Source organism: Streptomyces sp. yr375 (genome assembly GCF_900110755.1).
Lineage (GTDB): Bacteria > Actinomycetota > Actinomycetes > Streptomycetales > Streptomycetaceae > Streptomyces.
This window is the reverse complement of the sequence record NZ_FOFF01000036.1, coordinates 62,693-83,543: the sequence shown is the minus strand read 5'-3', so window position 1 is coordinate 83,543 and position 20,851 is coordinate 62,693. Positions and strand designations below refer to the sequence as shown.

General features: G+C 70.3%; 20 protein-coding genes. 8 read left to right on the top strand and 12 right to left on the bottom strand.

The features are described 5' to 3' along the window. Window positions 1–350: 350 nt before the first annotated feature. Window positions 351–1,709, bottom strand: coding sequence for a S53 family peptidase (locus BMZ82_RS28410; protein WP_093780247.1), 1,359 nt, complete (start codon window positions 1,707–1,709; stop codon window positions 351–353). 358 nt (window positions 1,710–2,067) lie between these two features. Between BMZ82_RS28410 and BMZ82_RS28405 the strand changes: the two genes are divergently transcribed. Then, window positions 2,068–2,655 (top strand): GNAT family N-acetyltransferase, encoded by a 588-nt coding sequence (locus tag BMZ82_RS28405; protein ID WP_256252152.1) that lies wholly within the window; start codon window positions 2,068–2,070, stop codon window positions 2,653–2,655. Window positions 2,656–2,721: 66 nt separating this feature from the next. Here BMZ82_RS28405 and BMZ82_RS28400 read toward each other — a convergent pair whose 3' ends face one another. Further along, window positions 2,722–2,964 carry a DUF397 domain-containing protein gene (locus BMZ82_RS28400; RefSeq protein WP_093780245.1) on the bottom strand — a complete coding sequence of 81 codons (243 nt, stop codon included), beginning with the start codon at window positions 2,962–2,964 and terminating at the stop codon, window positions 2,722–2,724. A gap of 121 nt (window positions 2,965–3,085) precedes the next feature. Here BMZ82_RS28400 and BMZ82_RS28395 point away from each other — a divergent pair, with 121 nt between their 5' ends. From BMZ82_RS28395 to BMZ82_RS28385, 3 genes are all read left to right on the top strand, one after another. Continuing rightward, window positions 3,086–3,835 carry a trypsin-like serine peptidase gene (locus BMZ82_RS28395; RefSeq protein WP_093780244.1) on the top strand — a complete coding sequence of 250 codons (750 nt, stop codon included), beginning with the start codon at window positions 3,086–3,088 and terminating at the stop codon, window positions 3,833–3,835. Between the two features lie 261 nt (window positions 3,836–4,096). After that, the gene (locus tag BMZ82_RS28390; RefSeq protein ID WP_093780243.1) at window positions 4,097–5,104 is read left to right on the top strand and encodes a C40 family peptidase; all 1,008 of its coding nucleotides are present in this window, start codon (window positions 4,097–4,099) and stop codon (window positions 5,102–5,104) included. A gap of 168 nt (window positions 5,105–5,272) precedes the next feature. Then, complete coding sequence (locus BMZ82_RS28385) at window positions 5,273–5,983, top strand: phosphatase PAP2 family protein (RefSeq protein WP_093780242.1); 711 nt, start codon at window positions 5,273–5,275, stop codon at window positions 5,981–5,983. 61 nt (window positions 5,984–6,044) lie between these two features. Here the strand turns inward: BMZ82_RS28385 and BMZ82_RS28380 are convergent, their stop codons facing one another. After that, on the bottom strand, window positions 6,045–7,607 hold the full coding sequence (locus BMZ82_RS28380) for an FAD-binding oxidoreductase (protein ID WP_093780259.1): 1,563 nt from the start codon (window positions 7,605–7,607) through the stop codon (window positions 6,045–6,047). A 235-nt stretch (window positions 7,608–7,842) separates the two neighbouring features. Further along, window positions 7,843–8,013 (bottom strand): hypothetical protein, encoded by a 171-nt coding sequence (locus BMZ82_RS40920; protein ID WP_177244696.1) that lies wholly within the window; start codon window positions 8,011–8,013, stop codon window positions 7,843–7,845. A 163-nt stretch (window positions 8,014–8,176) separates the two neighbouring features. Between BMZ82_RS40920 and BMZ82_RS28375 the strand changes: the two genes are divergently transcribed. Next, entirely contained in the window at window positions 8,177–9,016 is an 840-nt protein-coding gene (locus BMZ82_RS28375) for an SCO4651 family lipoprotein (RefSeq protein ID WP_093780241.1), read from the top strand. Window positions 9,017–9,149: 133 nt separating this feature from the next. Beyond that, window positions 9,150–9,392 (top strand): hypothetical protein, encoded by a 243-nt coding sequence (locus BMZ82_RS28370; RefSeq protein WP_093780240.1) that lies wholly within the window; start codon window positions 9,150–9,152, stop codon window positions 9,390–9,392. Here the strand turns inward: BMZ82_RS28370 and BMZ82_RS28365 are convergent. Continuing rightward, entirely contained in the window at window positions 9,381–9,782 is a 402-nt protein-coding gene (locus tag BMZ82_RS28365) for a metal-sensitive transcriptional regulator (protein ID WP_093780239.1), read from the bottom strand. The genes BMZ82_RS28370 and BMZ82_RS28365 overlap by 12 nt on opposite strands. Before the next feature lie 220 nt (window positions 9,783–10,002). Here BMZ82_RS28365 and BMZ82_RS28360 point away from each other — a divergent pair, with 220 nt between their 5' ends. Further along, the gene (locus tag BMZ82_RS28360) at window positions 10,003–10,623 is read left to right on the top strand and encodes a DUF47 domain-containing protein (RefSeq protein ID WP_037678700.1); all 621 of its coding nucleotides are present in this window, start codon (window positions 10,003–10,005) and stop codon (window positions 10,621–10,623) included. Window positions 10,624–10,630: 7 nt separating this feature from the next. Then, window positions 10,631–11,629 carry an inorganic phosphate transporter gene (locus BMZ82_RS28355; RefSeq protein ID WP_093780238.1) on the top strand — a complete coding sequence of 333 codons (999 nt, stop codon included), beginning with the start codon at window positions 10,631–10,633 and terminating at the stop codon, window positions 11,627–11,629. Window positions 11,630–12,360: 731 nt separating this feature from the next. On the opposite strand, the gene pstB is transcribed toward BMZ82_RS28355, so the two are convergent. From pstB to BMZ82_RS28320, 7 genes are all read right to left on the bottom strand, one after another. Then, on the bottom strand, window positions 12,361–13,137 hold the full coding sequence (gene pstB, locus BMZ82_RS28350; protein WP_093780237.1) for a phosphate ABC transporter ATP-binding protein PstB: 777 nt from the start codon (window positions 13,135–13,137) through the stop codon (window positions 12,361–12,363). Window positions 13,138–13,187: 50 nt separating this feature from the next. Beyond that, window positions 13,188–14,252, bottom strand: a complete 1,065-nt coding sequence (gene pstA, locus BMZ82_RS28345) for a phosphate ABC transporter permease PstA (protein WP_093780236.1) — start codon at window positions 14,250–14,252, stop codon at window positions 13,188–13,190. After that, window positions 14,249–15,268, bottom strand: coding sequence for a phosphate ABC transporter permease subunit PstC (gene pstC, locus BMZ82_RS28340; RefSeq protein ID WP_093780235.1), 1,020 nt, complete (start codon window positions 15,266–15,268; stop codon window positions 14,249–14,251). The genes pstA and pstC overlap by 4 nt, the downstream gene beginning before the upstream one ends. 142 nt (window positions 15,269–15,410) lie before the next feature. After that, window positions 15,411–16,544 (bottom strand): phosphate ABC transporter substrate-binding protein PstS, encoded by a 1,134-nt coding sequence (pstS, locus tag BMZ82_RS28335; RefSeq protein ID WP_093780234.1) that lies wholly within the window; start codon window positions 16,542–16,544, stop codon window positions 15,411–15,413. Window positions 16,545–16,869: 325 nt separating this feature from the next. Then, window positions 16,870–17,304, bottom strand: a complete 435-nt coding sequence (locus BMZ82_RS28330) for an NUDIX hydrolase (protein ID WP_093780233.1) — start codon at window positions 17,302–17,304, stop codon at window positions 16,870–16,872. Window positions 17,305–17,333: 29 nt separating this feature from the next. Further along, window positions 17,334–18,491 (bottom strand): CHAD domain-containing protein, encoded by a 1,158-nt coding sequence (locus BMZ82_RS28325; RefSeq protein WP_093780232.1) that lies wholly within the window; start codon window positions 18,489–18,491, stop codon window positions 17,334–17,336. Continuing rightward, entirely contained in the window at window positions 18,472–20,829 is a 2,358-nt protein-coding gene (locus BMZ82_RS28320; RefSeq protein ID WP_371271316.1) for an RNA degradosome polyphosphate kinase, read from the bottom strand. Before BMZ82_RS28320 ends, BMZ82_RS28325 begins: the two co-directional genes overlap by 20 nt. Window positions 20,830–20,851: the final 22 nt, after the last annotated feature.

Here is a 20,851-nt window from a genome sequence, read left to right as displayed (position 1 = left end):
TGATGGGCGGGATTCGTACGAATGGCTCGTACGGTCACTCTGTGTATCACGGCAGGTCACGCCGGGCAATGAGGCCGGAGCGGAACCTGTGGTGTGGTTCCGTCGTTAGCCCACTTCACGGCTGTGCGCCGGTTCTGACGGTTGGTCGGGTGAGCGTACGGTTCGATGTTCTCACGACCTGTGGTTCTCCTCACGAACGGCGAGCGTGACGAACGGCGGACATGCGGGAACGGCGAGCGGGCCGCGGCTGGATGCCGCGGCCCGCTCGCCGTTCACCACGTGTGGCCCCCACGGCCCCACTGTGGCTGCTTGTGTGTGCTGGAGGTGTGTGCTGGAGGCGTGACGGGGGATCAGCCGGTGAAGGCGTCCGTGCCCTCCGGGGTGCCGAGGCCGGTGGGGCCGTCGTAGCCCGACTCGGCGGTGCAGAGGTAGGCGGCGCTGGAGGAGCAGGTGCCGTTGCTGCCGCTGGTGACGTCGTTCAGGGCCGAGGTGTCGGCCGCCGAGTAGAGGTACGAGACCGGGTAGTCGCTGCTGCCGGGGGTGCCGGCGAGGGCGTAGACCGCGGCGATGATGGGCGCGGAGGCGCTGGTGCCGCCGAAGGTGTACCAGCCGGCGGTGACGCCGTAGGAGTCGTAGACCGAGACGCCGGTCGCCGGGTCGGCCACGGCCGAGACGTCGGAGATGGTGCGCTTGGCGCAGCCGGTGTCGGTCTGCCAGGTCGGCTTGGCGTCGTAGGCGGAGCAGCCGGAGCCGGTGCCCTCGGTGGAGCTGGTGTTCCAGACCTTCTCGGTCCAGCCGCGGCTGGTGGAGGAGCTGGAGAGGGCGGTGCCGCCGACGGACGTCACGTACTTGGAGGCGGCCGGGTACTCGGCGCCGTAGCCCTCGTCGCCCGCGCTGACGGTGATGGCGACGCCGGGGTGCTTGAAGTACGAGGAGTCGTAGGAGGTGTCGGAGGAGGACTCGCCGCCGCCGTAGCTGTTGGAGACGAACTTCGCGCCGAGGGAGACGGCCTCGTTGACGCCCTTGCCGAGGTTGGCCATGGACGAGGAGGTGGCCTCGACGAGCAGGATGTTGCAGTTCGGGCAGACCGCGCTGGCCATGTCGAGGTCCAGGGACTCTTCCTGGGCCCAGCCGCTGTCGGCGGTGGGGAGGGAGGTAGTGGAGCCGGTCTGGCTGACCTTCTTGAAGCAGCCGTTGGCGACGGTGCAGGCCGGGAGGCCGTACTGCGCGCGGTACTTGGCGAGGTCGGCGGCGGCGTTCGGGTCGTCGTAGGCGTCGACGATGGCGATGGTCTCGCCGGAGCCGTTGCTCGAGGCCGCGTCGGTCAGGCCGTAGGCGTCCTGGAGGTCGGAGGGGCCGTAGCCGGTGGGGCTGGCGGAGGCGGCCTTCGGGGTGACGCCGGCGGACTTGCCGGTCACGGCGGCGCGTTCCTTCTGGAAGGCCGTGGTGCCGCCGGTCACGCGGTAGGAGTTACAGGCCAGGTCGCCCTTGTGCTTCGGGACGGCGCAGGGGGTGGCCGCCCAAGTGACCTTGCCGGCCGCGGTCTTGGCGACCGACGGGGCCTTGAGGGTGGCCGTGGGCACCGCACTCGCGTGGGCCGCGGTGCCGATTCCGGCGAGCACGAGTGCTGCGGTGCCGAGGGCCGAGGCGCTCACACGGCGCCATCTGCCGGATATGGCAGAGGTGTTGGGGGAAGTCGTCGTACGCAACGGACAGCTCCTGGGGATGAGTGGCAGGGGCGGTGCGGGTGGGGGGTGATGCGTGCCACCGGTACGAGGACCCGGCGGCGGGCGGCGGCCCGCCGTCACTGTGTGCTTGTTGAGTACGCGACAACAAGACGGCCGGTGGAATCCTGACTTCCGCCTTACTGAAAGGGGTTGGAGAATTGCCCGCCAATGGCTGGCGGATGGTGTGCGGATGGCCGGGACTTGACCTCCGGTGGTCCGGGGACGCCTGTGGCACGATGCCGCGATGAACGCCGACGGTCCCTTGCCCGCTGTGCCCGCTGTGCCCGCTGTGCCCGCCGTGCCTCTGACCGGCGTGCCCGCCGTGGTTCCCGCAGGTCGGATGGCCTGTGCTGAGCAGCCGGTGCTCGGGCTCCCGCGTTCGCCGGGTGGGCTGGAGTTGCGGCCCTGGGCGGTGGGGGACGCGGACGCCTTGGTGGCGGCCGGTCGGGATCCGGCCATCGGGCAGTGGAACCTGCTCGCCGTGCGGGACCGGGAGGCGGCGGCGCTGCGCATCGAGCGGATGCGGGAGCGGTGGCGGGCGGAGACCGGTGCGATCTGGGCGATCGCCGCGCGGTCTCCGTCCGGCGGTGGCGAGGGGAGTGATGAGGGCGGTGGTGAGGTCGTCGGGCTTGTCGGGTGGAACGACCTCGATCTCGCCGGGGGCAGCGCGGAGATCGTCTACTGGCTGCTGCCGGCCGCCCGGGGGGCCGGCGTCGCCGTCGCGGCCGTCGGGCGGCTGACCCGGTGGGCCTTCGACGAGCTCGGTCTGCACCGGCTGCGGCTGTGCCACGCCGTGGCCAACGAGGCGTCGTGCCGGGTGGCCGCGAAGGCGGGGTACGTGTATGAGGGCACCATGCGGGGCGCTCTGCTGCACGCCGACGGGTGGCACGACCAGCATCTTCATGCGGTGGTGCGGGGTGACGCGTGAGGGGTGTGGGGCGTCAGGCGGGGGGTGTCAGGTGTGTGGGGGTGGGGTCAGGTTCCTTCGGAGGGCCTATACGCCCTCCACGCCTTCTACGAAGTGGTCGAATTCGCCTGCTTGGACGCCCAGGACGAACGCGTCCCATTTACGGCGGTTGGTGGTGACGACGTTCTCCGGGTCGCTGGTCTCGCGGAGGTAGACGGGCGCCTCGCCGTCGTCGCCCTCGCCGAAGGCGATCTCGATCCAGGGGCCGGGGCCGGTCGCGTCCGGCGGGGCCGCGCGGGTCCAGGTGAGGTCGGAGGGGATGTCAGCCACGGGGGCGTCCTTTCTGAGAACGGAAACGGTGGGGAGGTTGTGTGGGCCGAGTGCGGGTAGCGTCGTATGGGAAAGCACGCGTCTGACGTTTCTCTCACCTTCGTGGGACACAGTGAACCCGATGAAGCGAAACGCCCTGCTCGGTGCGGTCGTCATGCTGGCCGTCACCTCCGCCTCCGAAGCGGCTGCCGACGGCGGGCCCGGCCCCCTGGGGGTGACGGCCGTCGCAGTGGCGACGGCGCAGTCCGCGCGGATCGGCGCGCTGTTCAGCGCGGCCGACGCCGAGGCCGGCAAACTCACCGGTGAGCACTTCTGCACCGCCTCCGTCGTGCACAGTCCGCACCGCGACCTCATCGCCACCGCCGCGCACTGCCTCAGCAGCGGGGTCGGTGCGCTGGTGTTCGTCCCCGGGTACCGGGCGGGTACGGCCCCCTACGGGATCTGGAAGGTCGAGCGGTCCTTCCTGCCCGACGGGTGGGCCAAGGGGCAGCACGAGGACAGCGACGTGGCGTTCGCGGTGCTCGGGGAGCGGGACGGGAAGGGTGTCGAGGACGTCGTCGGCGGCAATCGGTTCGTGGCCCGTACCACCACCGGGGCCACCGCCGTGACCGTCACCGGTTACCCCGACTCCCTCGACGTGCCGATCCGCTGCACGAACCGGCCCACCTCCCACACCGCCACCCAGCAGCGCATCGACTGCCCCGACTTCACCGGCGGCACCAGCGGCAGCCCCTGGGTGAACGGCGACGACGAGGTCGTGGGCATCCTGGGCGGCCACGAACAGGGCGGGGCCACGCCCGACATCTCGTACAGCGTGGTGCTGGGTGCGGAGGCCGCGGAGCTGTACCGGGACGCGGCCTCCGGCTCGTAGTCCCCGGCTGACCGACCGCGCTCACGATCAGGTCTTGGCCGTATCAGGGCCGGCCGTATGCCGTGGCCGGGGGTGCGTAGGCCGGGTGCTGGGGACCGTTCTGCGCGTGACCACCTTGTGGGGCGCCCGGGTTGGGTTGGGCCGGGTGCCGTGCGGGGTAGGGGGTCGCCGCGTGCGGGTCTCTCCTGGTGCGTGGTCACCCCGTCGCGTGGGGGTCGCCCCTACACTGTCGGGGGCGGACTCCTGGGCGGTGAGGGGCGGTTGACGGTGCGTAAGGGATGGATCGTAGCGACCGCTGTCGTCGGGGCCGGGGTCGCCTTCATGATGGCGCTCGTCGTCGGGGTGTACGTCGTCGGCGGGAACATCACCAACGGCGTGGCCGGGGCGACCAGGTCGCTGGCCAAGGGGGCCGTGCCGACCGCCTATCAGACGCTCGTGCAGAAATGGGGCAACCTCTGCCCCGCCATCAACCCCGCGCTGCTCGCCGCCCAGCTCTACCAGGAGAGCGGGTTCAACCCGAGGGCGCAGAGCGCCGCCGCCGCGCAGGGGATAGCGCAGTTCATCCCGGGAACCTGGGCCACGCACGGCGTCGACGGCGACGGGGACGGCGACCGCGACGTCTGGGACCCGAATGACGCGATTCCATCGGCCGCGTCGTACGACTGCCAGCTCGCTTCGTACGTGAAGACCGTGCCCGGCGACATCACCAGGAACATGCTCGCGGCCTACAACGCGGGGCCGGACGCGGTCGTCAGGTACGGCGGGGTGCCGCCGTACAAGGAGACCCAGAACTACGTGAAGACGATCACGACGCTGGAGGAGTCCTTCGCCGCTCCCGTCAGCCGGGTGGATCCGTCGAAGCAGGCCGCCGGGGCCATCTACTACGCGCAGAAGAAGCTCGGCACGCCCTACCTCTGGGGCGGCAACGGCACCGCTGACCAGGGCGGACGGTTCGACTGCTCCGGGTTGACCAAGGCCGCGTACGAGAGTGTCGGGATCACGCTGCCCCGGGTCGCCAACGACCAGTACAACGCCGGACCGCACCCCAAGCGCAGCGAGCTGCTGCCGGGGGACCTGGTGTTCTTCTCGACCGATCCCGGCAACTCGCGGGCCATCCACCACGTGGGCATGTACGTCGGCGGCGGGTACATGATCAACGCGCCCTACACGGGGGCGGTCATCCGGTTCGACCCCATCGACACCGCCGAGTACTTCGGGGCCACCCGGGTCACCGAAGATGGCGCGAAAGCGCTCCCCACGACGGTCTGAGACGGGCTGGGACCGGGCCTCTGAGCTGCGCAGACGTGTCTCTCTTCGATAACGTCTGAGTGATCATTCAGTGGAGAGTGGAACGTATCAACCGGGACCGTGCGTTCCTGTTGAAGCGGGCGCATGTGAGGTGCGCCGGGCAGCACACGACGAAGGGGCCGCAGCACCATGGCTGGACTCGCCGAATCCGGGTCGAACCCTGACGTCGACCTGCTCTACGACATCAACGGCCTCGCCAAGGACGCCCCGGGCTGGCTCGACCGCACGGTCGGGTTCGTGGGCGAGTACGGGCTGCTGCTCGCGATGGTGCTGTTGATCGTGGCGTGCTGGTGGGGGGTGCGGAGGCGGCCCGGTGGGGCCGAGGACGCCGCTTCGTCTGTCGCCGCCCTGGTGTGGGCGCCGCTCGCCGCCGCGATCGCCGTACTGGTGAACGTGCCCATACGGGGTTTCGTGGAGCGGCCCCGGCCCTTCCTCGACCACCAGGGGCTGGAGGTGCTGGTCTCCGGCAAGACCGACTACTCCTTCGTCAGCGACCACGCCACCATCACCATGGCCATGGCCGTCGGGCTGTTCGTCGCCAGCCGGAAGTTCGGGGTGGTGGGGATAGTGATCGCCCTGCTCGAAGGGTTCTGCCGGGTCTACATGGGCGTGCACTACCCGACCGACGTGGTGGGCGGCTTCGCGCTCGGGACCGCCGTGGCCCTGCTGCTGTCGCCCGTCGCCTCCATGCTGCTCACCCCGGTGCTGAAGGCCGTCGACCGGTCGCCCCGGCTCGGGTGGCTCGTCCGCAGCCGGGCCGCCCGGCTCGGGGAACGGGACGGGTTCGCGCCGGGGGCGCGCAGCGAGGTCGCCGCGGAGGAGCGGGATCTCGCCGCATAGCCGACGGGCAGCCTCGCCCCAGGGCAGCCTCTGACGTCTTTCGGTTCAGAGGGCCTGGGGCTCAGAGGGCCTGGGGGTAGGTGAAGAAGCCGGTCGGGTCGTACTGCTTCTTCAACTGGGTCAGGCGCGGGAGCGCGTCGCCGTAGTACGCCTTGCGCCAGTTCGGCAGGGTCGGGTCCGCGTAGTTCTGGTACGCCGCGCCCGAGGCGTACGGGGACATCGCCTTGTGGGCGGTATTCAGCCACGACTGCGCCGCCGTGCCCGTGGTCCCCGCCCGCCATGACGCGATGTACTGCGCCAGCATGCGCGAGCGGCGGTGGACGAACGCCGTCGCGGTCGGGGACACCCGGTTCACCGCGCCGCCCAGCGCCGTCAGCGCGATGCTGCCCGAGCCGCCCTGGACCGCCTTCATCTGCTTCAGCAGGGCCGCGATGCCCGCCGCCGAGAGCGAGCGGTCGAAGAAGTCCGAGCGGGCCGCGTACGTCTCTCGGCCCAGCGCGCCCTGCGGGGAGCGGCCCGGCGTCGAGCCCGGCAGGTGGCACTGGGCGTCGGCGGAGAAGGACGAGCAGCCGGCGTAGACCTCCATCGCCGCCTCGTACGTACGGCGGCGCAGCGAGACGCTCGTCGCGGGGGCGCCGACCCGGTCCGCCAGCCGGTCCACGGCGTTCTGGAGCTGGCCGTAGGTGCCGATGCAGAACGCGGCGACCGAGATGGTCGGGGTGCCGCCCGGTGAGTTCGCGAGGTGCAGGGACGACCAGATCTCGTCGGGCTGGGACGGCCCCCACTCCTGCCAGGCCTTGATCACCGCGGTTGCCCTGGACCAGGGCCAGGTGAGGTAGCCCGTCACCGCCTGGGGCGCGGGGTGGGTCTTGAACTCCAGCTCCGTGACGATGCCGAAGTTGCCGTTGCCGGCTCCGCGCAGCGCCCAGAACAGGTCCTTGTTCGTCGTCGCGTCGGCGGTGAGCTGTTTGCCGTCGGCGGTGATGACCGTGGCCCGGGTGAGGCTGTCGCAGGTCAGGCCGTAGGCGCGGGAGACGACGCCGTGGCCGCCGCCGAGGACCAGACCGGAGACGCCGACCGTCGGGCAGGAGCCCGCCGGGATCGTCACGCCCTTCGCGGCCAGCGCCCGGTAGACGTCGATCAACTTGGATCCCGCGCCGACCACGGCCGTCGTGCCGCTCGCCCGGACCCGGTTCAGCTTGGACACGTCGATGATCAGCCGGCCGTCGCCGGAGGACCAACCGCCGTAGGAGTGGCCGCCGTTGCGGATCGCGACCTTCGTGCCGTGCGTGCGGGCGTACGCCAGGGCGGTGCGGATGTCGTCGGCGTGGGCGATGTAGGCCACGGCCGCCGGTTTGAGGCTGTCGAAGCGGGTGTTGTAGAGCTGGTGGGCCGTCGTCCAGGAGGCGTCGCCGGGGCGGACGAGGATGCCGTCCAGGTCGCGGGCCAGCGCGGTCCAGTCGGCGGGGGCGGAGACGCTGGTGGTGGTGAGGGGGGTGGTGGTGCCGGCTGCCTTCGCGTCACCGGTGACTCCGGTCGCTCCGGTGACTCCGGTGGTCCTGCACGCGGTGACCGCCGCGGCGACCGTTGCCGTGCCGCCCGCGATGAACGTACGCCGTTCCATGCCCTTGCCGCCTGCCTTCCCTCGACCGCCGGTCGCCTTCGTCGCCTTGGTCGGCTTCGTCGGCTTCATGGAGCGAGACGGGGGTGGGGGACCACAGGTTCCGGCGGGGGTGGCGGTGGCGGGACCTGTGGCGGAACGGTGACGTCGAGGGGGGGGCAGGCGTGGGGGCGGTGAGGCGCGGGTGCGGGGGGATGCGGGTGCGGTCAGGTGTGGGTGTGGTCAGGTGTGGGTGTGGTCAGGTGTGGGTGTGGCGCTCCGCGTCCGTTCTCGCGAGGCTTCTCGCTCTGCGGGCCGGGCCGCGCCAGCCGCAGGTGCAGCGGGCCAGGCAGAAGCGGCCCTGCTCGACGGTCGTGGTGCTGTGGTCCCCGTCGCTGCGGGGAAGGTCTGCGCCGTCCTGCTGTGTCACGGACACAACGCTACCCAGGTTGAGGGAAACCACCCGTATGGCGGTCGCAAGCCGGGCGCAGACCGGTCGCGCGCCGCGGTGTCGCGTGACGGGGGCAGTCAGCCGTCGTTAAGCGGACGACACGGGGCCCGTGACGGACGTACCGGCTGGGGGTAGGCAGGCCATGGCGGAGCGGCAGCGGCGGCAGGTGGCGGCGGCGGTCCTTTCGGGGCTGGTGGCGGGGGTCTGCGCGTGTGCCGCCGCCGGGTGTTCCGGGGCTGGGGGCGGCGCGGAGGACGGCCGGGCGGCCGATCCCGTCGAGACGTTGCACCGGGCCGCCGACACCCTCGTCGAGGCGGGCACGTCGAAGGCGCGGACGTCGATGGAGATGGCCACCGGCGGGACCCGGGTGACCATCCGGGGCCAGGGGGTGTACGACTACCGCAAGCAGCTCGGGGAGTTCAAGGTGCTGCTGCCGCAGGATCCGTCCGGGGTCAGTGAGCACCGGCCGATCACCGAACTCCTCGCGCCCGGAGCGCTGTTCATGAAGAACCGGGGTGCCGGCGTGCCGGCCGACAAGTGGGTGCGGGTGGAGACGGCGACGCTGTCGGACGGGAACCTGGTGACCGGCGGGGCCACCGATCCGTTCGCCGCCGCCGAGGTGCTGCGAGGGGCGCGTACGGCGACGTACGTCGGGCGGACCGAGGTGGCCGGGACGGCGGTGCGGCACTATCGCGGGACGGCCGATCTGGCGGTGGCCGCCGCGGACGCGTCGGCGGGGGGCCGGGACGCGCTGCGGGCGGCGGCGAAGGGGTTCGCCACGGCTCGGGTGCCGTTCGACGTCTACCTCGACGACGAGGGGCGCATCCGGAAGGTGCGGCACCGGTTCAGTTTCGTCAACGGGCAGCGCAAGGACGTCGTCGCTGTCGCGTCCACGACCTTGTTGTACGAGTTCGGGTTGCCGGTCGAGGTGCGGTTGCCGGCCGCCGGGGATATTTACGCGGGGCGGATCGCGGAGGAGTGAAGTCGCTCCGAACGGACAGATTCAGCCACAGGGTGGGCACAAGGACTAGCCCGTCCGTGCCATGCGCGCGGTGTAGAGCGCTCCCTACTCTAGGAAGTCACTCCAGAAAGTCGGTGACGGCAGAGACGAGGTGATGCGCGTGGCTCCGGGCGGCGGTACGGCAGTTCAGGACAACGTGGCCCTCGCCGAGATCGAACTGTGCGGAGAGCTGATCATCGCGGCCTCGGCGGCGGGGGAGGAACGGCTCAGCCTGGAGAGCATCGATCTGGTGTTGCGGGTGGGGGAGGAGCGGGAAGGGGAGCGGGGCGAGGGTGCGGCGCACGGCCGGGTGCGGGGTTCGACGGCGCGTGGTGGTTCGGGTGAGTCAGGTTCGTAGGAGGCGGGCGATTGCCTTTGTTGCTTCCTCTACCTTTGCGTCGATTTCCGTGCCGCCCTTGAGGGCCGCGTCGGCCACGCAGTGGCGCAGGTGTTCCTCCAGCAGTTGCAGCGCGAACGACTGCAGGGCCTTGGTGGAGGCGGACACCTGGGTGAGTATGTCGATGCAGTAGGTGTCCTCGTCGACCATGCGTTGCAGGCCGCGGATCTGGCCCTCGATGCGGCGCAGGCGCTTGAGGTGTTCGTCCTTCTGTTTGTGGTAGCCGTGGACCTGCGACTTGGCCTGGGCTTGGACCTCGACCGCTGTTTCGGGTGTGTGCTCCGGGGTGGGGGTGGCCTTCGGGGTGCTGTTGGGGGTGGGGGTCTGCGGGCCGGCCTCGGTGGTCGTCATCTTGTCCTCCAGCGCTCCGGCTCCTGCTCCTGACATATACCCCTACTGGGTATATCGTACCGAACTTTGGCGGGTACACGGGCCCAGCGGGGACTTCGCCGGTCGCCCCCCTGCCGGACGGTCTTTCCGATGGGCGACACTGTTGGACGGCCCATTAGCCGTGGCCGGATGATGCGCCTAGCATCAGCCTGACCGAATCGATGCATCCTGAGGACCCCACGTGCGCTTTCGTCTGACCCCCAGGGAGACGAGCTTCTACGACATGTTCGCCGCGTCCGCGGACAACATCGTCACGGGCTCGAAACTCCTCATGGAACTGCTCGGGGCGGACACCGCCGGCCGGGCCGAGATCGCAGAGCGTATGAGGGCCGCGGAGCACGCGGGTGACGATGCCACGCACGCGATCTTCCATCAGTTGAACTCCTCGTTCATCACGCCGTTCGACCGTGAGGACATCTACAACCTCGCGTCCTGCCTCGACGACATCATGGACTTCATGGAGGAGGCCGTCGACCTGGTCGTCCTCTACAACGTGGAGGAGCTGCCCAAGGGGGTCGAGCAGCAGATCGAGGTGCTGGCGCGGGCGGCCGAGCTGACGGCCGAGGCCATGCCGAATCTGCGGACCATGGAGAACCTCACCGAGTACTGGATCGAGGTCAACCGGCTCGAGAACCAGGCCGACCAGATCCACCGGAAGCTGCTGGCGCATCTGTTCAACGGCAAGTACGACGCCATCGAGGTGCTCAAGCTGAAGCAGATCGTGGATGTGCTGGAGGAGGCCGCCGACGCCTTCGAGCACGTGGCCAACACGGTGGAGACCATCGCGGTCAAGGAGTCCTGAACCTTTCATGGACACCTTTGCTCTGATCGTGACCATTGGCGTCGCGCTCGGATTCACGTATACGAACGGCTTTCACGACTCGGCGAATGCCATTGCCACGTCTGTTTCCACTCGGGCGCTGACGCCGCGCGCCGCGTTGGCCATGGCCGCCGTGATGAACCTTGCCGGTGCATTTCTGGGGAGCGGTGTCGCGCACACCGTCAGCAGCGGGCTGATCGAGACCCCTGAGGGGTCCAAGGGGATGGGGATTCTGTTCGCCGCGTTGGTCGGGGCGATCGTCTGGAATCTCGTCACGTGGTATTTCGGGTTGCCGTCCTCTTCCTCGCACGCGTTGTTCGGGGGGATGGTGGGGGCTGCGCTCGCCGGAGGGACGGAGGTCATCTGGTCCGGGGTGCTCGACAAGGTCGTCATTCCGATGTTCGTGTCGCCGGTGGTGGGGCTTGTCGTCGGTTATCTGGTGATGACGGCTATTCTGTGGATTTTCCGGCGGGCCAATCCGCACAAGGCCAAGCGGGGTTTTCGGATCGCGCAGACCGTTTCGGCGGCGGGTATGGCGTTGGGGCATGGTCTGCAGGACGCGCAGAAGACGATGGGCATCGTGGTGATGGCGTTGGTCATCGGGGATGTTCAGGGGGCCGGTGATCCGATTCCGGTGTGGGTGAAGATTTCTTGTGCGGTGATGTTGTCGCTCGGGACGTATGCGGGTGGGTGGCGGATTATGCGGACTCTTGGGCGGAAGATTATTGAGCTTGATCCGCCGCAGGGGTTTGCTGCCGAGACGACGGGGGCGTCGATCATGTTCATCTCGGCGTTCTTGTTCAAGGCGCCTATTTCCACGACGCATGTGATTACTTCGGCGATCATGGGGGTGGGGGCGACCAAGCGGGTCAATGCGGTGCGGTGGGGAGTCGCCAAGAACATTGTGCTCGGGTGGTTTATTACGATGCCGGCGGCGGCGGTTGTTGCGGCGTGCGCGTTCTGGCTGCTGGACTTGGCATTCCTCTAGGGGAACCTGCCCACCCACCCGCCCGACTCGGTAGGTCGATGGGTCACCCTCCCCGGGGCTTCGCCCCGAACCCCAACCACCGGCCCACCCACCCGCCCGACTCGGTGGGATGAGGGGTCACCCTCCCCGGGGCTCCGCCCCGAACCCCGGCGGGGGCTCCGCCCCCTGCACCCCAGCCATGGCCCACCCACCCGCCCGACTCGGTAGGTCGAAGGGGCACCCTCCCCGGGGCTTCGCCCCCTACCCCGGCGGGGGCTTCGCCCCCTTCCCCGTGTCCGGGGCTCCGCCCCCCTCTACTTCGTCCAGGGCTCCGCCCCCGCGCTCCTGCGCCCTTGGGCTCCGGTGTCCCAGGGTTCGGCCCGTCCGGCTCGGTGGGTCGAAGGGGCGCCCTCCCCGGGGCTCCGCCCCCTGCACCCCATCCGGGCCTCGCCCCCTGCCCTCTTCGCGCTCACGCGTTCCAGCCCCCGGCGAAGCCACCCCCTCCGCGACCCACCCCACCCCCCGGCGGAGCCCCCCTCGACGAAGCCCCGCCCGAAGCTTCTCCCCCCGCCCAACCCCCGAAAGCCAAACCTGAGCCCGCCCCCACACCAAACCTGAGCCCGCCCCCACACCAAACTGGACCCACCCCCCCCACCAAACATGAGCCCGCCCCCCGGAAGACCAGGGGGCGGGCTCCTTGGGGCCTCGCGGTGGCACCGCCATGCAGCACCGCGAGGGGATTGGGGGGTGGTTTAGCCGAAGCGGCCTGAGATGTAGTCCTCTGTTGCCTGGACCGACGGGTTGGAGAAGATGCGTTCCGTGTCGTCTATCTCGATCAGCTTGCCGGGCTGGCCGACGGCGGCCAGGTTGAAGAAGGCCGTGCGGTCCGAGACACGCGCCGCCTGCTGCATGTTGTGCGTCACGATGACGATCGTGAAGCGCTCCTTCAGCTCGCCGATCAGGTCCTCGATCGCGAGGGTGGAGATGGGGTCCAGGGCTGAGCAGGGTTCGTCCATCAGGAGAACCTTCGGTTCCACCGCGATCGCCCTGGCGATGCACAGCCGCTGCTGCTGGCCGCCCGACAGGCCCGAGCCGGGCTTGTTCAGGCGGTCCTTGACCTCGTTCCAGAGGTTCGCGCCCTGGAGGGACTTCTCGACGACGTCCGCGAGCTCGGACTTCTTGTAGCTGCCGTTCAGGCGCAGGCCCGCCGCCACGTTGTCGAAGATCGACATCGTGGGGAACGGGTTCGGGCGCTGGAAGACCATGCCGACCTCGCGGCGGACGGACACCGGGTCGATGCCGTGCCCGTACAGGTCCTCGTCGTCCAGGAGGACCTTGCCCTCGACCCGGCCGCCGGAGGTCACCTCGTGCATACGGTTCAGCGTGCGCAGGAACGTCGACTTGCCGCAGCCGGAGGGGCCGATGAAGGCCGTCACCGAGCGCGGTTCGACCGACATCGAGATGTCCTCGATCGCCTTGTGGGCACCGTAGTAGGCGGTCAGTCCGCTTACGTCGATTCGCTTGGCCATGTTTTCTACTTCACTTCCGGATCGGACGGATCAGTCGCTGTATGGCCGCGTCAGCGACCGGTCTTCGGTGCCTTCCAGCGGGCGATGCCGCGGGCCACCAGGTTCAGGATCATCACGAAGGCGATCAGCGTGAGCGACGCCGCCCAGGCACGGTCGTACGCCGCCGTCGAACCCGCGCTCTGCGAGTACTGCTGGTAGATGTACAGCGGGAGCGAGGCCTGTGCACCCTCGAAGGGGTTGTTGTTGATGAACGGGTTGCCGAAGACCAACAGCAGGACCGGGGCCGTCTCGCCGGCGATCCGGGCGATCGACAGCATGACGCCCGTGATGATGCCTCCGATCGACGTCGGGACTACCACCTTCAGGATCGTGCGCCACTTCGGGACGCCCAGGGCGAGAGACGCCTCGCGCAGCTCGTTCGGGACCAGCTTCAGCATTTCCTCTGTCGAGCGTACGACGACCGGCATCATCAGGATCGCCAGCGCGAGGGAGCCCGCGAAGCCGAAGGGCTGCATGTCCAGCATCAGCATCAGGCTGAGGATGAAGAGGCCCGCGACGATGGAGGGGATGCCGGTCATGACGTCCACGAAGAACGTGACCGCCTTCGCCAGGCCGCCGCGGCCGTACTCCACCAGGTAGATCGCCGTCAGGATGCCGACCGGGGCGCCGATCGCGGTGGCCAGGCCGACCTGCTCCAGGCTGCCGATGATGGCGTGGTAGATGCCGCCGCCGGGCTCGGAGTCGGCGACCACGCCCATCGAGTGGGTGAGGAAGTAGACGTCGAGGACCTTCGTGCCGCGCTGGATCGTCGTCCAGAGCAGGGACACCAGCGGGACGACCGCCAGGATGAACGCGACCCAGACCAGGCTGGTCGCCACCCGGTCCTTCGCCTGCCGGCGGCCCTCGATCTTCGCGGCGATGCCGTACGTGCCGGCGATGAAGAGCAGGCCGGCGATCAGGCCCCACTGCACCTTGCTGTCCAGGCCGCCGGCCACACCGATGAGGGCCGCGAGGGCGAGGGAACCGCCGGCGATGGCCCAGGGGGACCAGCGCGGGAGGCTCGCGCCCTGCAGCGTGCTGGGCTTCTTGTCGGCTACTGCGCTTGCGTGGCTCATGCGTTGGCCCCCGAGTACTCCGCGCGGCGGGCGATGATCATGCGTGCCGCGCCGTTGACCAGCAAGGTGATGACGAACAGGACCAGGCCGGAGGCGATGAGCGCGTCACGGCCGAACTCCGTCGCCTCGCTGAACTTGCTGGCGATGTTCTGGGCGAAGGTGCCGCCGCCGGGGTTGAGGAGGCTGGCGTGGATGTCGAAGTCGGGGGACAGGACCGTGGCGACCGCCATGGTCTCGCCGAGGGCGCGGCCCAGGCCCAGCATCGACGCCGAGATCACTCCGGAGCGGCCGAAGGGGATCACCGACATGCGGATGACCTCCCAGCGGGTGGCGCCCAGCGCCAGCGCCGCTTCCTCGTGCATCTGCGGGACCTGGCGGAAGACCTCGCGGCTCACGTTGGTGATGACCGGCAGGATCATCACGGCCAGCAGGATGCCCACCGTGAGCATGGAGCGCGGGGCGCCCTCGTCCCAGGAGAAGACGCCGGTCCAGCCGAAGTAGTCGTTGAGCCAGCCGAACAGGCCGTTCATGTGCGGTACGAGCACCAGCGCGCCCCACAGGCCGTACACGATGGACGGTACGGCGGCCAGCAGGTCGATCACGTACGAGACGGGGCCGCTCAGCTTGCGCGGCGCGTAGTGCGTGATGAACAGGGCGATGGCGACCGCGATCGGGACGGCGATCACCATGGCGATGATCGACGACACCACCGTGCCGAAGGCCAGCACCGCGATGCCGAACTGAGGCGGGACGAGGCCGGTGTTCCACTCGAAGGTGGTGAGGAAGTTGGCGTCGTCCTTGCTGATCGCGAGGTAGGCCCGGTAGGTGAGGAAGACCGCGATGGCGGCCATGATCACCAACAGGAAAATGCCCGAGCCGCGGGAGAGACCGAGGAAGATCCGGTCACCGGGTCGGGTGGCGCCGCGGGCCGCGCGCTTCTGCTCGGCGGTCTCGGTCGGCGGGGTCGCGGCGGGCGGGGTGTCGCCCGTGTCTGACTTCTGTGTCGATATGTCCATGGGGGTCTCCGGTTTGCGGAGCCGCCCTGCGAGTGGGTGGGCGGCTCGGGTGGGGCCGGCTTGCGGGTGGCCCCTGGCGGCGGTGCACCGGACGGGTGCGGTCCGGGCCGGGTCTCCCCGGCGCCGGACCGCACCGCTCAGATCAGCTCAGGCCCTCGATGGTGGAGCGGACCTTGGTGATGATGGCGTCGGGGATCGGCGCGTAGTCGATGCCGGACAGGACGCCCTGGCCGTCCGTGCTCGCGATGTAGCGCAGGAACGCCTTGGTGGCGGGCAGGGTGGCGGCTTTGTTGCCCTTGTCGCAGACGATCTCGTACGTGACCAGGGTGATCGGGTAGGCGCCGTCGGCCTTGGTGGCGTAGTCCAGCTTCAGCGACAGGTCGCTGCCGGTGCCGACGACCTGGGCGGCGGCGACGGCCTTGGTGGCGCCGTCGGAGGAGGCCTTGACCGGGGCGGCCGCGCCGGTGTTGACGGCGACGGTGCCGAGGCCGTCCTTGGCGTACGACAGCTCCATGTAGCCGATCGCGCCGGGGGTCTGCTTGACGCCCTGGGCGACACCGGAGGAACCGGCCGCGGACTGGCCGCCCTTGGCCTGCCAGGCCTTGCCGCCCGAGTAGGGCCAGTCGGTCTTGGCGGTGGCGATCAGGTACTTGGTGAAGTTGTCCGTCGTACCCGACTCGTCCGAGCGGTGGTACGGCTGGATCTTCTGGTCCGGCAGCTTGGCGCTCGGGTTGAGCTTCTTGATCGCCTCGTCGTTCCAGTTGGTGATCTTGCCGTTGAAGATCTTGGCGATCGTCGCGGCGTCCAGGACGAGGTCCTTGACACCCTCGACGTTGTACGCGACGGCGATCGGGCCCGCGACCATCGGCAGGTCGATGCCCTGGCCGCCGGAGCAGACCGACTTCGAGGCGGCGACGGCGTCGGGCTTCAGCGCGGAGTCCGAGCCGGCGAAGGCGACCTGGCCCTGCGTGAACGCGGTGACGCCCGCGCCGGAGCCGGAGCCCTTGTAGTTGACCTGGACGCCGGAGCAGGCCTGCGTGAAGTTCTTCACCCAGGCGTCGATCGCGTTCTTCTGCGCGGAGGAGCCGTCGGCCAGGAGCTGGCCCTTGGCGTCGTCGCACTTGATGGACCCGGCGGCCGCGGTGGCCGAGGAGCTGCTGCTGCCGCTGCTGCTGGAGCCAGTGTCGTCGGAGCCGCACGCCGTGAGGGCCAGGGCGCCGGAGACGGCGAGAGCACCGAGGGAGAGAGCCCGCCGGTTCATGCGCTGAAGCTTCACTTGAGGAAGATCCTTCCAGGAGCCGTCGGCCTGAATTCCGGCGGCGTGCGGAGTGTGCGAAGTCTGCTCGGTGTGCGCGCGTCCCCGTTGGCCGCGTGCCGCACCGCGTAAGGCCGAAATTAGGCAGATCAAGTGAAGGCGCTCACGGGCGCTGGTAAACGGAGGGTGAACCCCTAGGGACGGTGCGGTTAGGTCACGGAACGCTTACGTCGAGGACACGGGCCGGTTCCGGCGCCTGCCCGGCCGTGGGGGCCGTGCGCGCCCGGTCGTCGGCACCGGGTACGCCCGGTCTCTTCGTACGCGCGTGCCCGGTTGTCCGTACCCGTTATGCCAGGTGAAGGACGTCGAGCAGGGCGTCCACGAGCGTGCGGTCCCTCGGCTGGGTGAGCCGGTCGCGGGCGGCCGGCGGCGGGAGCCAGAGGAGGCGGTCGACCTCGTCGTTCGGGGCGAAGGCGCCGGACACGGCTTCGGCCGCCCAGTAGCGGACCTGTTTGGGGCGGCCGTTCGCCTCGTAGGACACCGTCGGCAGCCTGGTGCCGGGCGCCGCGCGGTAGCCCGTCTCCTCCTCGACCTCCCGCAGCGCGCCCGCGAGCGGCTCCTCGCCGCGCTTCAGCTTCCCCTTGGGGTGCGACCAGTCGTCGTACTTGGGGCGGTGGACGAGGCACACCTCCAGTTCACCCCCGGCCGGGGAACGGCGCCACAGGACACAGCCGGCCGCCTGGACGGTGATCTCGTCGGGGTTGTCTGCCGCCGTGGTCATTCGGTGCTCACCGCCTAGGGGGGAGGGGGTCAGGGGGTGCCGATGGTCTGCTTCTGCCAGGAGCGCTGGAACGCGTACCGCGCCGCCTCCACCTCGTGCCGCTGGTCCGCGTGCAGCACGCCGAGCGCGTACGCGGTCGCGGGCGCGATCCGGGGCGTGCGGGCCGCCTGCGCCGCGGCGGACGCCGCCTCCGAGGCGTCGCGGTGCCGGTCGAGGGCCTGACCTGCGGTCAGCAGGCGGACGTCCAGCGGGGTGCCGCGGCCGTGGACGACCTCGTACGCGTACCGGTGCAGGCGCAGCAGCAGCCGGACCTGGTGCCAGGGCGCGTCCTGCGGGTGCGGGGCCGGTTCCGCGGACAGGCCGTGGATCAGGGCCTCCGCGTTGTACGGGCTGCCCGCGGTGAGCAGCGGGAGCGCGCCGACCGCGTCGCCGAGCCGCTCCTCGGCCGCCCCGGCGAGCGGGCGCAGGTCGGTGGCGGGCGCGGCGGGGGTGAGCGGGACCTCGCTGGCGAGGACGGCGACCTGGTCGGCGACGGCGTGGAAGCGGGCGGAGCCGAGGGCCTGGAGGGCGGTGGAGTGGGCCCGGGTGCGGGCGAGGGTGAGCTGCCGGTCCAGGAGCGCGCCCGCCTTCGCCGCGCCGACGGTGAGGCTGCCGCGGTCGGGGGCGGTGGCCGGCCGGGGGGCGGCTGCGGAGGCCGTGGACCGGTCGCCGGTGCTCGTGCCGGGCGTTTGCGTGGGCACCGGTGTGGGCGTGGCGCCCGAGAGCCGGTTCAGGGCCAGCAGCAGGCGTTCCAGCCGGGCGCCGTACGCGTGCTCCAGGGCCAGGGTGCCGGACAGCCAGGCCAGTTCGGGGCGGATGCCCTCGGACCACTCGGCGTCGAGGAGGGGCCGGAAGGTGTGCAGGCTGCCGCTGATGCGGCGGGCCGAGCGGCGCAGGGCGCGCACCGCGTCGACGCGCTCCTCCGCGCTGCCCGCCGCATCCCCGGCCGCGCGGGTGGACGAACGGTGCGCCGGGGCGTGCGCCGAGGCGTGCGCCGGGCTGTGCGAGGTGGCGCCCCCCGTCTCCCGGTGCAGGCGCAGGGCGCGCAGGAATTCCGTGGCCTGGTCACGGAGGTAGCCCGCGAGGGCGTCCCCCGTGGTCACGGGCCCGGTCGTGAGGTCCGTCAGGTCATGGTGTCGCTGTGCCACGCCGGCGCCTCCGCGCGTCTATGAGCATCTCCTGGACGTTGCGCAGGGGCGCGCCGTCCGTGTCCGTCGCGTGTCGGGTCCACTCGCCGTCCGGGCCGAGGTGCCAGGAGGCGGTGGCATCCGACATGCCGGTCTCCAGCAGCCGGTTCAGGGACGCCCGGTGGGCCGGGTCGACGACCCTGACCAGGGCTTCGATACGGCGGTCGAGGTTGCGGTGCATCATGTCCGCGCTGCCGATCCACACCTCGGGCTCGCCGCCGTTGCCGAAGCCGAAGACGCGGGAGTGTTCGAGGAAGCGGCCGAGGATCGAGCGGACCCGGATGTTCTCCGACAGCCCCGGCACGCCCGGACGCACCGCGCAGATGCCGCGCACCCACACGTCGACCTGCACGCCCGCCTGGGACGCGCGGTAGCAGGCGTCGATGAGGGCCTCGTCGACGATCGAGTTGACCTTGATGCGGATGTGCGCGGGACGTCCGGCGCGGTGGTGCTGGACCTCCTTGTCGATGCGCGAGATCAGGCCGTCGCGCAGGGACTTGGGGGCGACCAGCAGCCGGCGGTAGGTCTCGCGGCGGGAGTAGCCGGAGAGCCGGTTGAACAGGTCGGAGAGGTCCGCGCCGACCTGCGGGTCGGCGGTGAGCAGGCCGAGGTCCTCGTAGAGCCGGGCCGTCTTCGGGTGGTAGTTGCCGGTGCCGACGTGGCAGTAGCGGCGCAGCGTGTCGCCTTCCTGGCGGACCACCAGGGACAGCTTGCAGTGCGTCTTCAGGCCGACGAGGCCGTAGACGACGTGGCAGCCGGCCTCCTCCAGTTTGCGCGCCCACTTGATGTTGGCGTGCTCGTCGAAGCGGGCCTTGATCTCGACCAGGACGAGGACCTGCTTGCCGGACTCGGCGGCCTCGATCAGCGCGTCGACTATCGGCGAGTCGCCGGAGGTCCGGTACAGGGTCTGCTTGATGGCGAGGACGTCCGGGTCCAGCGCCGCCTGCTCCAGGAAGGCCTGCACGGACGTCGAGAAGGAGTCGTAGGGGTGGTGCAGCAGGACGTCGCGGCTGCGCAGGGCGGCGAAGATGTCCGGCGCGGACGCCGACTCGACCTCGGCGAGGTCGCGGTGGGTGCCGGCGATGAACTTCTTGTACTTCAGCTCGGGACGGTCGAGGCCGTGGATGCGGAAGAGACCGGTGAGGTCGAGGGGGCCGGGGAGCGGGTAGACCTCGGCCTCGCTGATCTTCAGCTCGCGCACCAGCAGGTCGAGCACCTCGCGGTCGATGGACTCCTCGACCTCCAGGCGCACCGGCGGCCCGAAACGGCGCCGCATGAGTTCCTTCTCCAGGGCCTGGAGCAGGTTCTCTGCGTCGTCCTCCTCGACTTCGAGGTCCTCGTTGCGGGTGAGCCGGAAGGCGTGGTGCTCCAGCACCTCCATGCCCGGGAACAGCTCCTCCAGGTGGGCGCCGATGACGTCCTCGATGGGGACGTAGCGGCCGGGGGAGCTCTCCAGGAAGCGGGACAGCAGGGGCGGCACCTTGACGCGCGCGAAGTGCTTGTGGCCGCTGACCGGGTTGCGGACGACGACCGCGAGGTTCAGCGACAGACCCGAGATGTACGGGAAGGGGTGCGCGGGGTCGACGGCGAGGGGGGTGAGGACCGGGAAGATCTGGTGCCGGAACAGGGTGAAGAGGCGCGCCTGCTCCTTCTCCGTCAGCTCGCTCCAGCGGACCAGGTGGATGCCCTCCTCCGCGAGGGCGGGCGCGATGTCCTCGTGGTAGGTCGCGGCGTGCCGGGCCATCAGCTCGCGCGAACGGGCCCAGATCATCTCCAGCACCTCGCGCGGCTGGAGACCGGAGGCGGAGCGGGTGGCGACGCCGGTGGCGATACGGCGCTTCAGTCCGGCCACCCGGACCATGAAGAACTCGTCCAGGTTGCTGGCGAAGATGGCCAGGAAGTTCGCCCGTTCGAGGAGGGGCGTGTTCGGGTCCTCGGCGAGCTCCAGGACGCGTTCGTTGAAGGCGAGCCAGCTCCGCTCCCGGTCGAGGAAACGGCCCTGGGGCAGCTCGGGGCCGTCGTAGGGTGACTCTTCGTACGCGTCGAGGTCGGCGTCGATGTCGGGTTCCAGGTCGGACACCACGGCCGACACGGTGTGCGGGCGGTGCGCGGCTATGGAGCCCACGGAGGGCTGCGCGTGCTGGACCTCTGCCTGGGCGTCTGACTGGCTCATGGACCCATTCTTTCGCGCCAACAGCGTGACGGGCGCGTCGGAACGTGCGAGAGGGAGCGCGGCGGTCGTCCCGTAGGGGTGATTCCCCTCGGGGGGCGGCGAAGGCTCGGGCACGTCGGGGTTCATTCACAGAGCGTCGCAAGGTCGT

Bases quoted from the DNA above. Each gene is read 5' to 3' on its own strand.
- BMZ82_RS28380 (WP_093780259.1), bottom strand. From the start codon at position 7,607: ATGGAACGGCGTACGTTCATCGCGGGCGGCACGGCAACGGTCGCCGCG.
- pstB (WP_093780237.1), bottom strand. From the start codon at position 13,137: ATGGCCAAGCGAATCGACGTAAGCGGACTGACCGCCTACTACGGTGCC.
- BMZ82_RS28365 (WP_093780239.1), bottom strand. From the start codon at position 9,782: ATGACGACCACCGAGGCCGGCCCGCAGACCCCCACCCCCAACAGCACC.
- pstA (WP_093780236.1), bottom strand. From the start codon at position 14,252: ATGAGCCACGCAAGCGCAGTAGCCGACAAGAAGCCCAGCACGCTGCAG.
- BMZ82_RS28320 (WP_371271316.1), bottom strand. From the start codon at position 20,829: ATGAACCCCGACGTGCCCGAGCCTTCGCCGCCCCCCGAGGGGAATCAC.
- BMZ82_RS28375 (WP_093780241.1), top strand. From the start codon at position 8,177: ATGGCGGAGCGGCAGCGGCGGCAGGTGGCGGCGGCGGTCCTTTCGGGG.
- pstC (WP_093780235.1), bottom strand. From the start codon at position 15,268: ATGGACATATCGACACAGAAGTCAGACACGGGCGACACCCCGCCCGCC.
- BMZ82_RS28370 (WP_093780240.1), top strand. From the start codon at position 9,150: ATGCGCGTGGCTCCGGGCGGCGGTACGGCAGTTCAGGACAACGTGGCC.
- BMZ82_RS28405 (WP_256252152.1), top strand. From the start codon at position 2,068: ATGGCCTGTGCTGAGCAGCCGGTGCTCGGGCTCCCGCGTTCGCCGGGT.
- BMZ82_RS28330 (WP_093780233.1), bottom strand. From the start codon at position 17,304: ATGACCACGGCGGCAGACAACCCCGACGAGATCACCGTCCAGGCGGCC.
- BMZ82_RS28385 (WP_093780242.1), top strand. From the start codon at position 5,273: ATGGCTGGACTCGCCGAATCCGGGTCGAACCCTGACGTCGACCTGCTC.
- BMZ82_RS28395 (WP_093780244.1), top strand. From the start codon at position 3,086: ATGAAGCGAAACGCCCTGCTCGGTGCGGTCGTCATGCTGGCCGTCACC.
- BMZ82_RS28355 (WP_093780238.1), top strand. From the start codon at position 10,631: ATGGACACCTTTGCTCTGATCGTGACCATTGGCGTCGCGCTCGGATTC.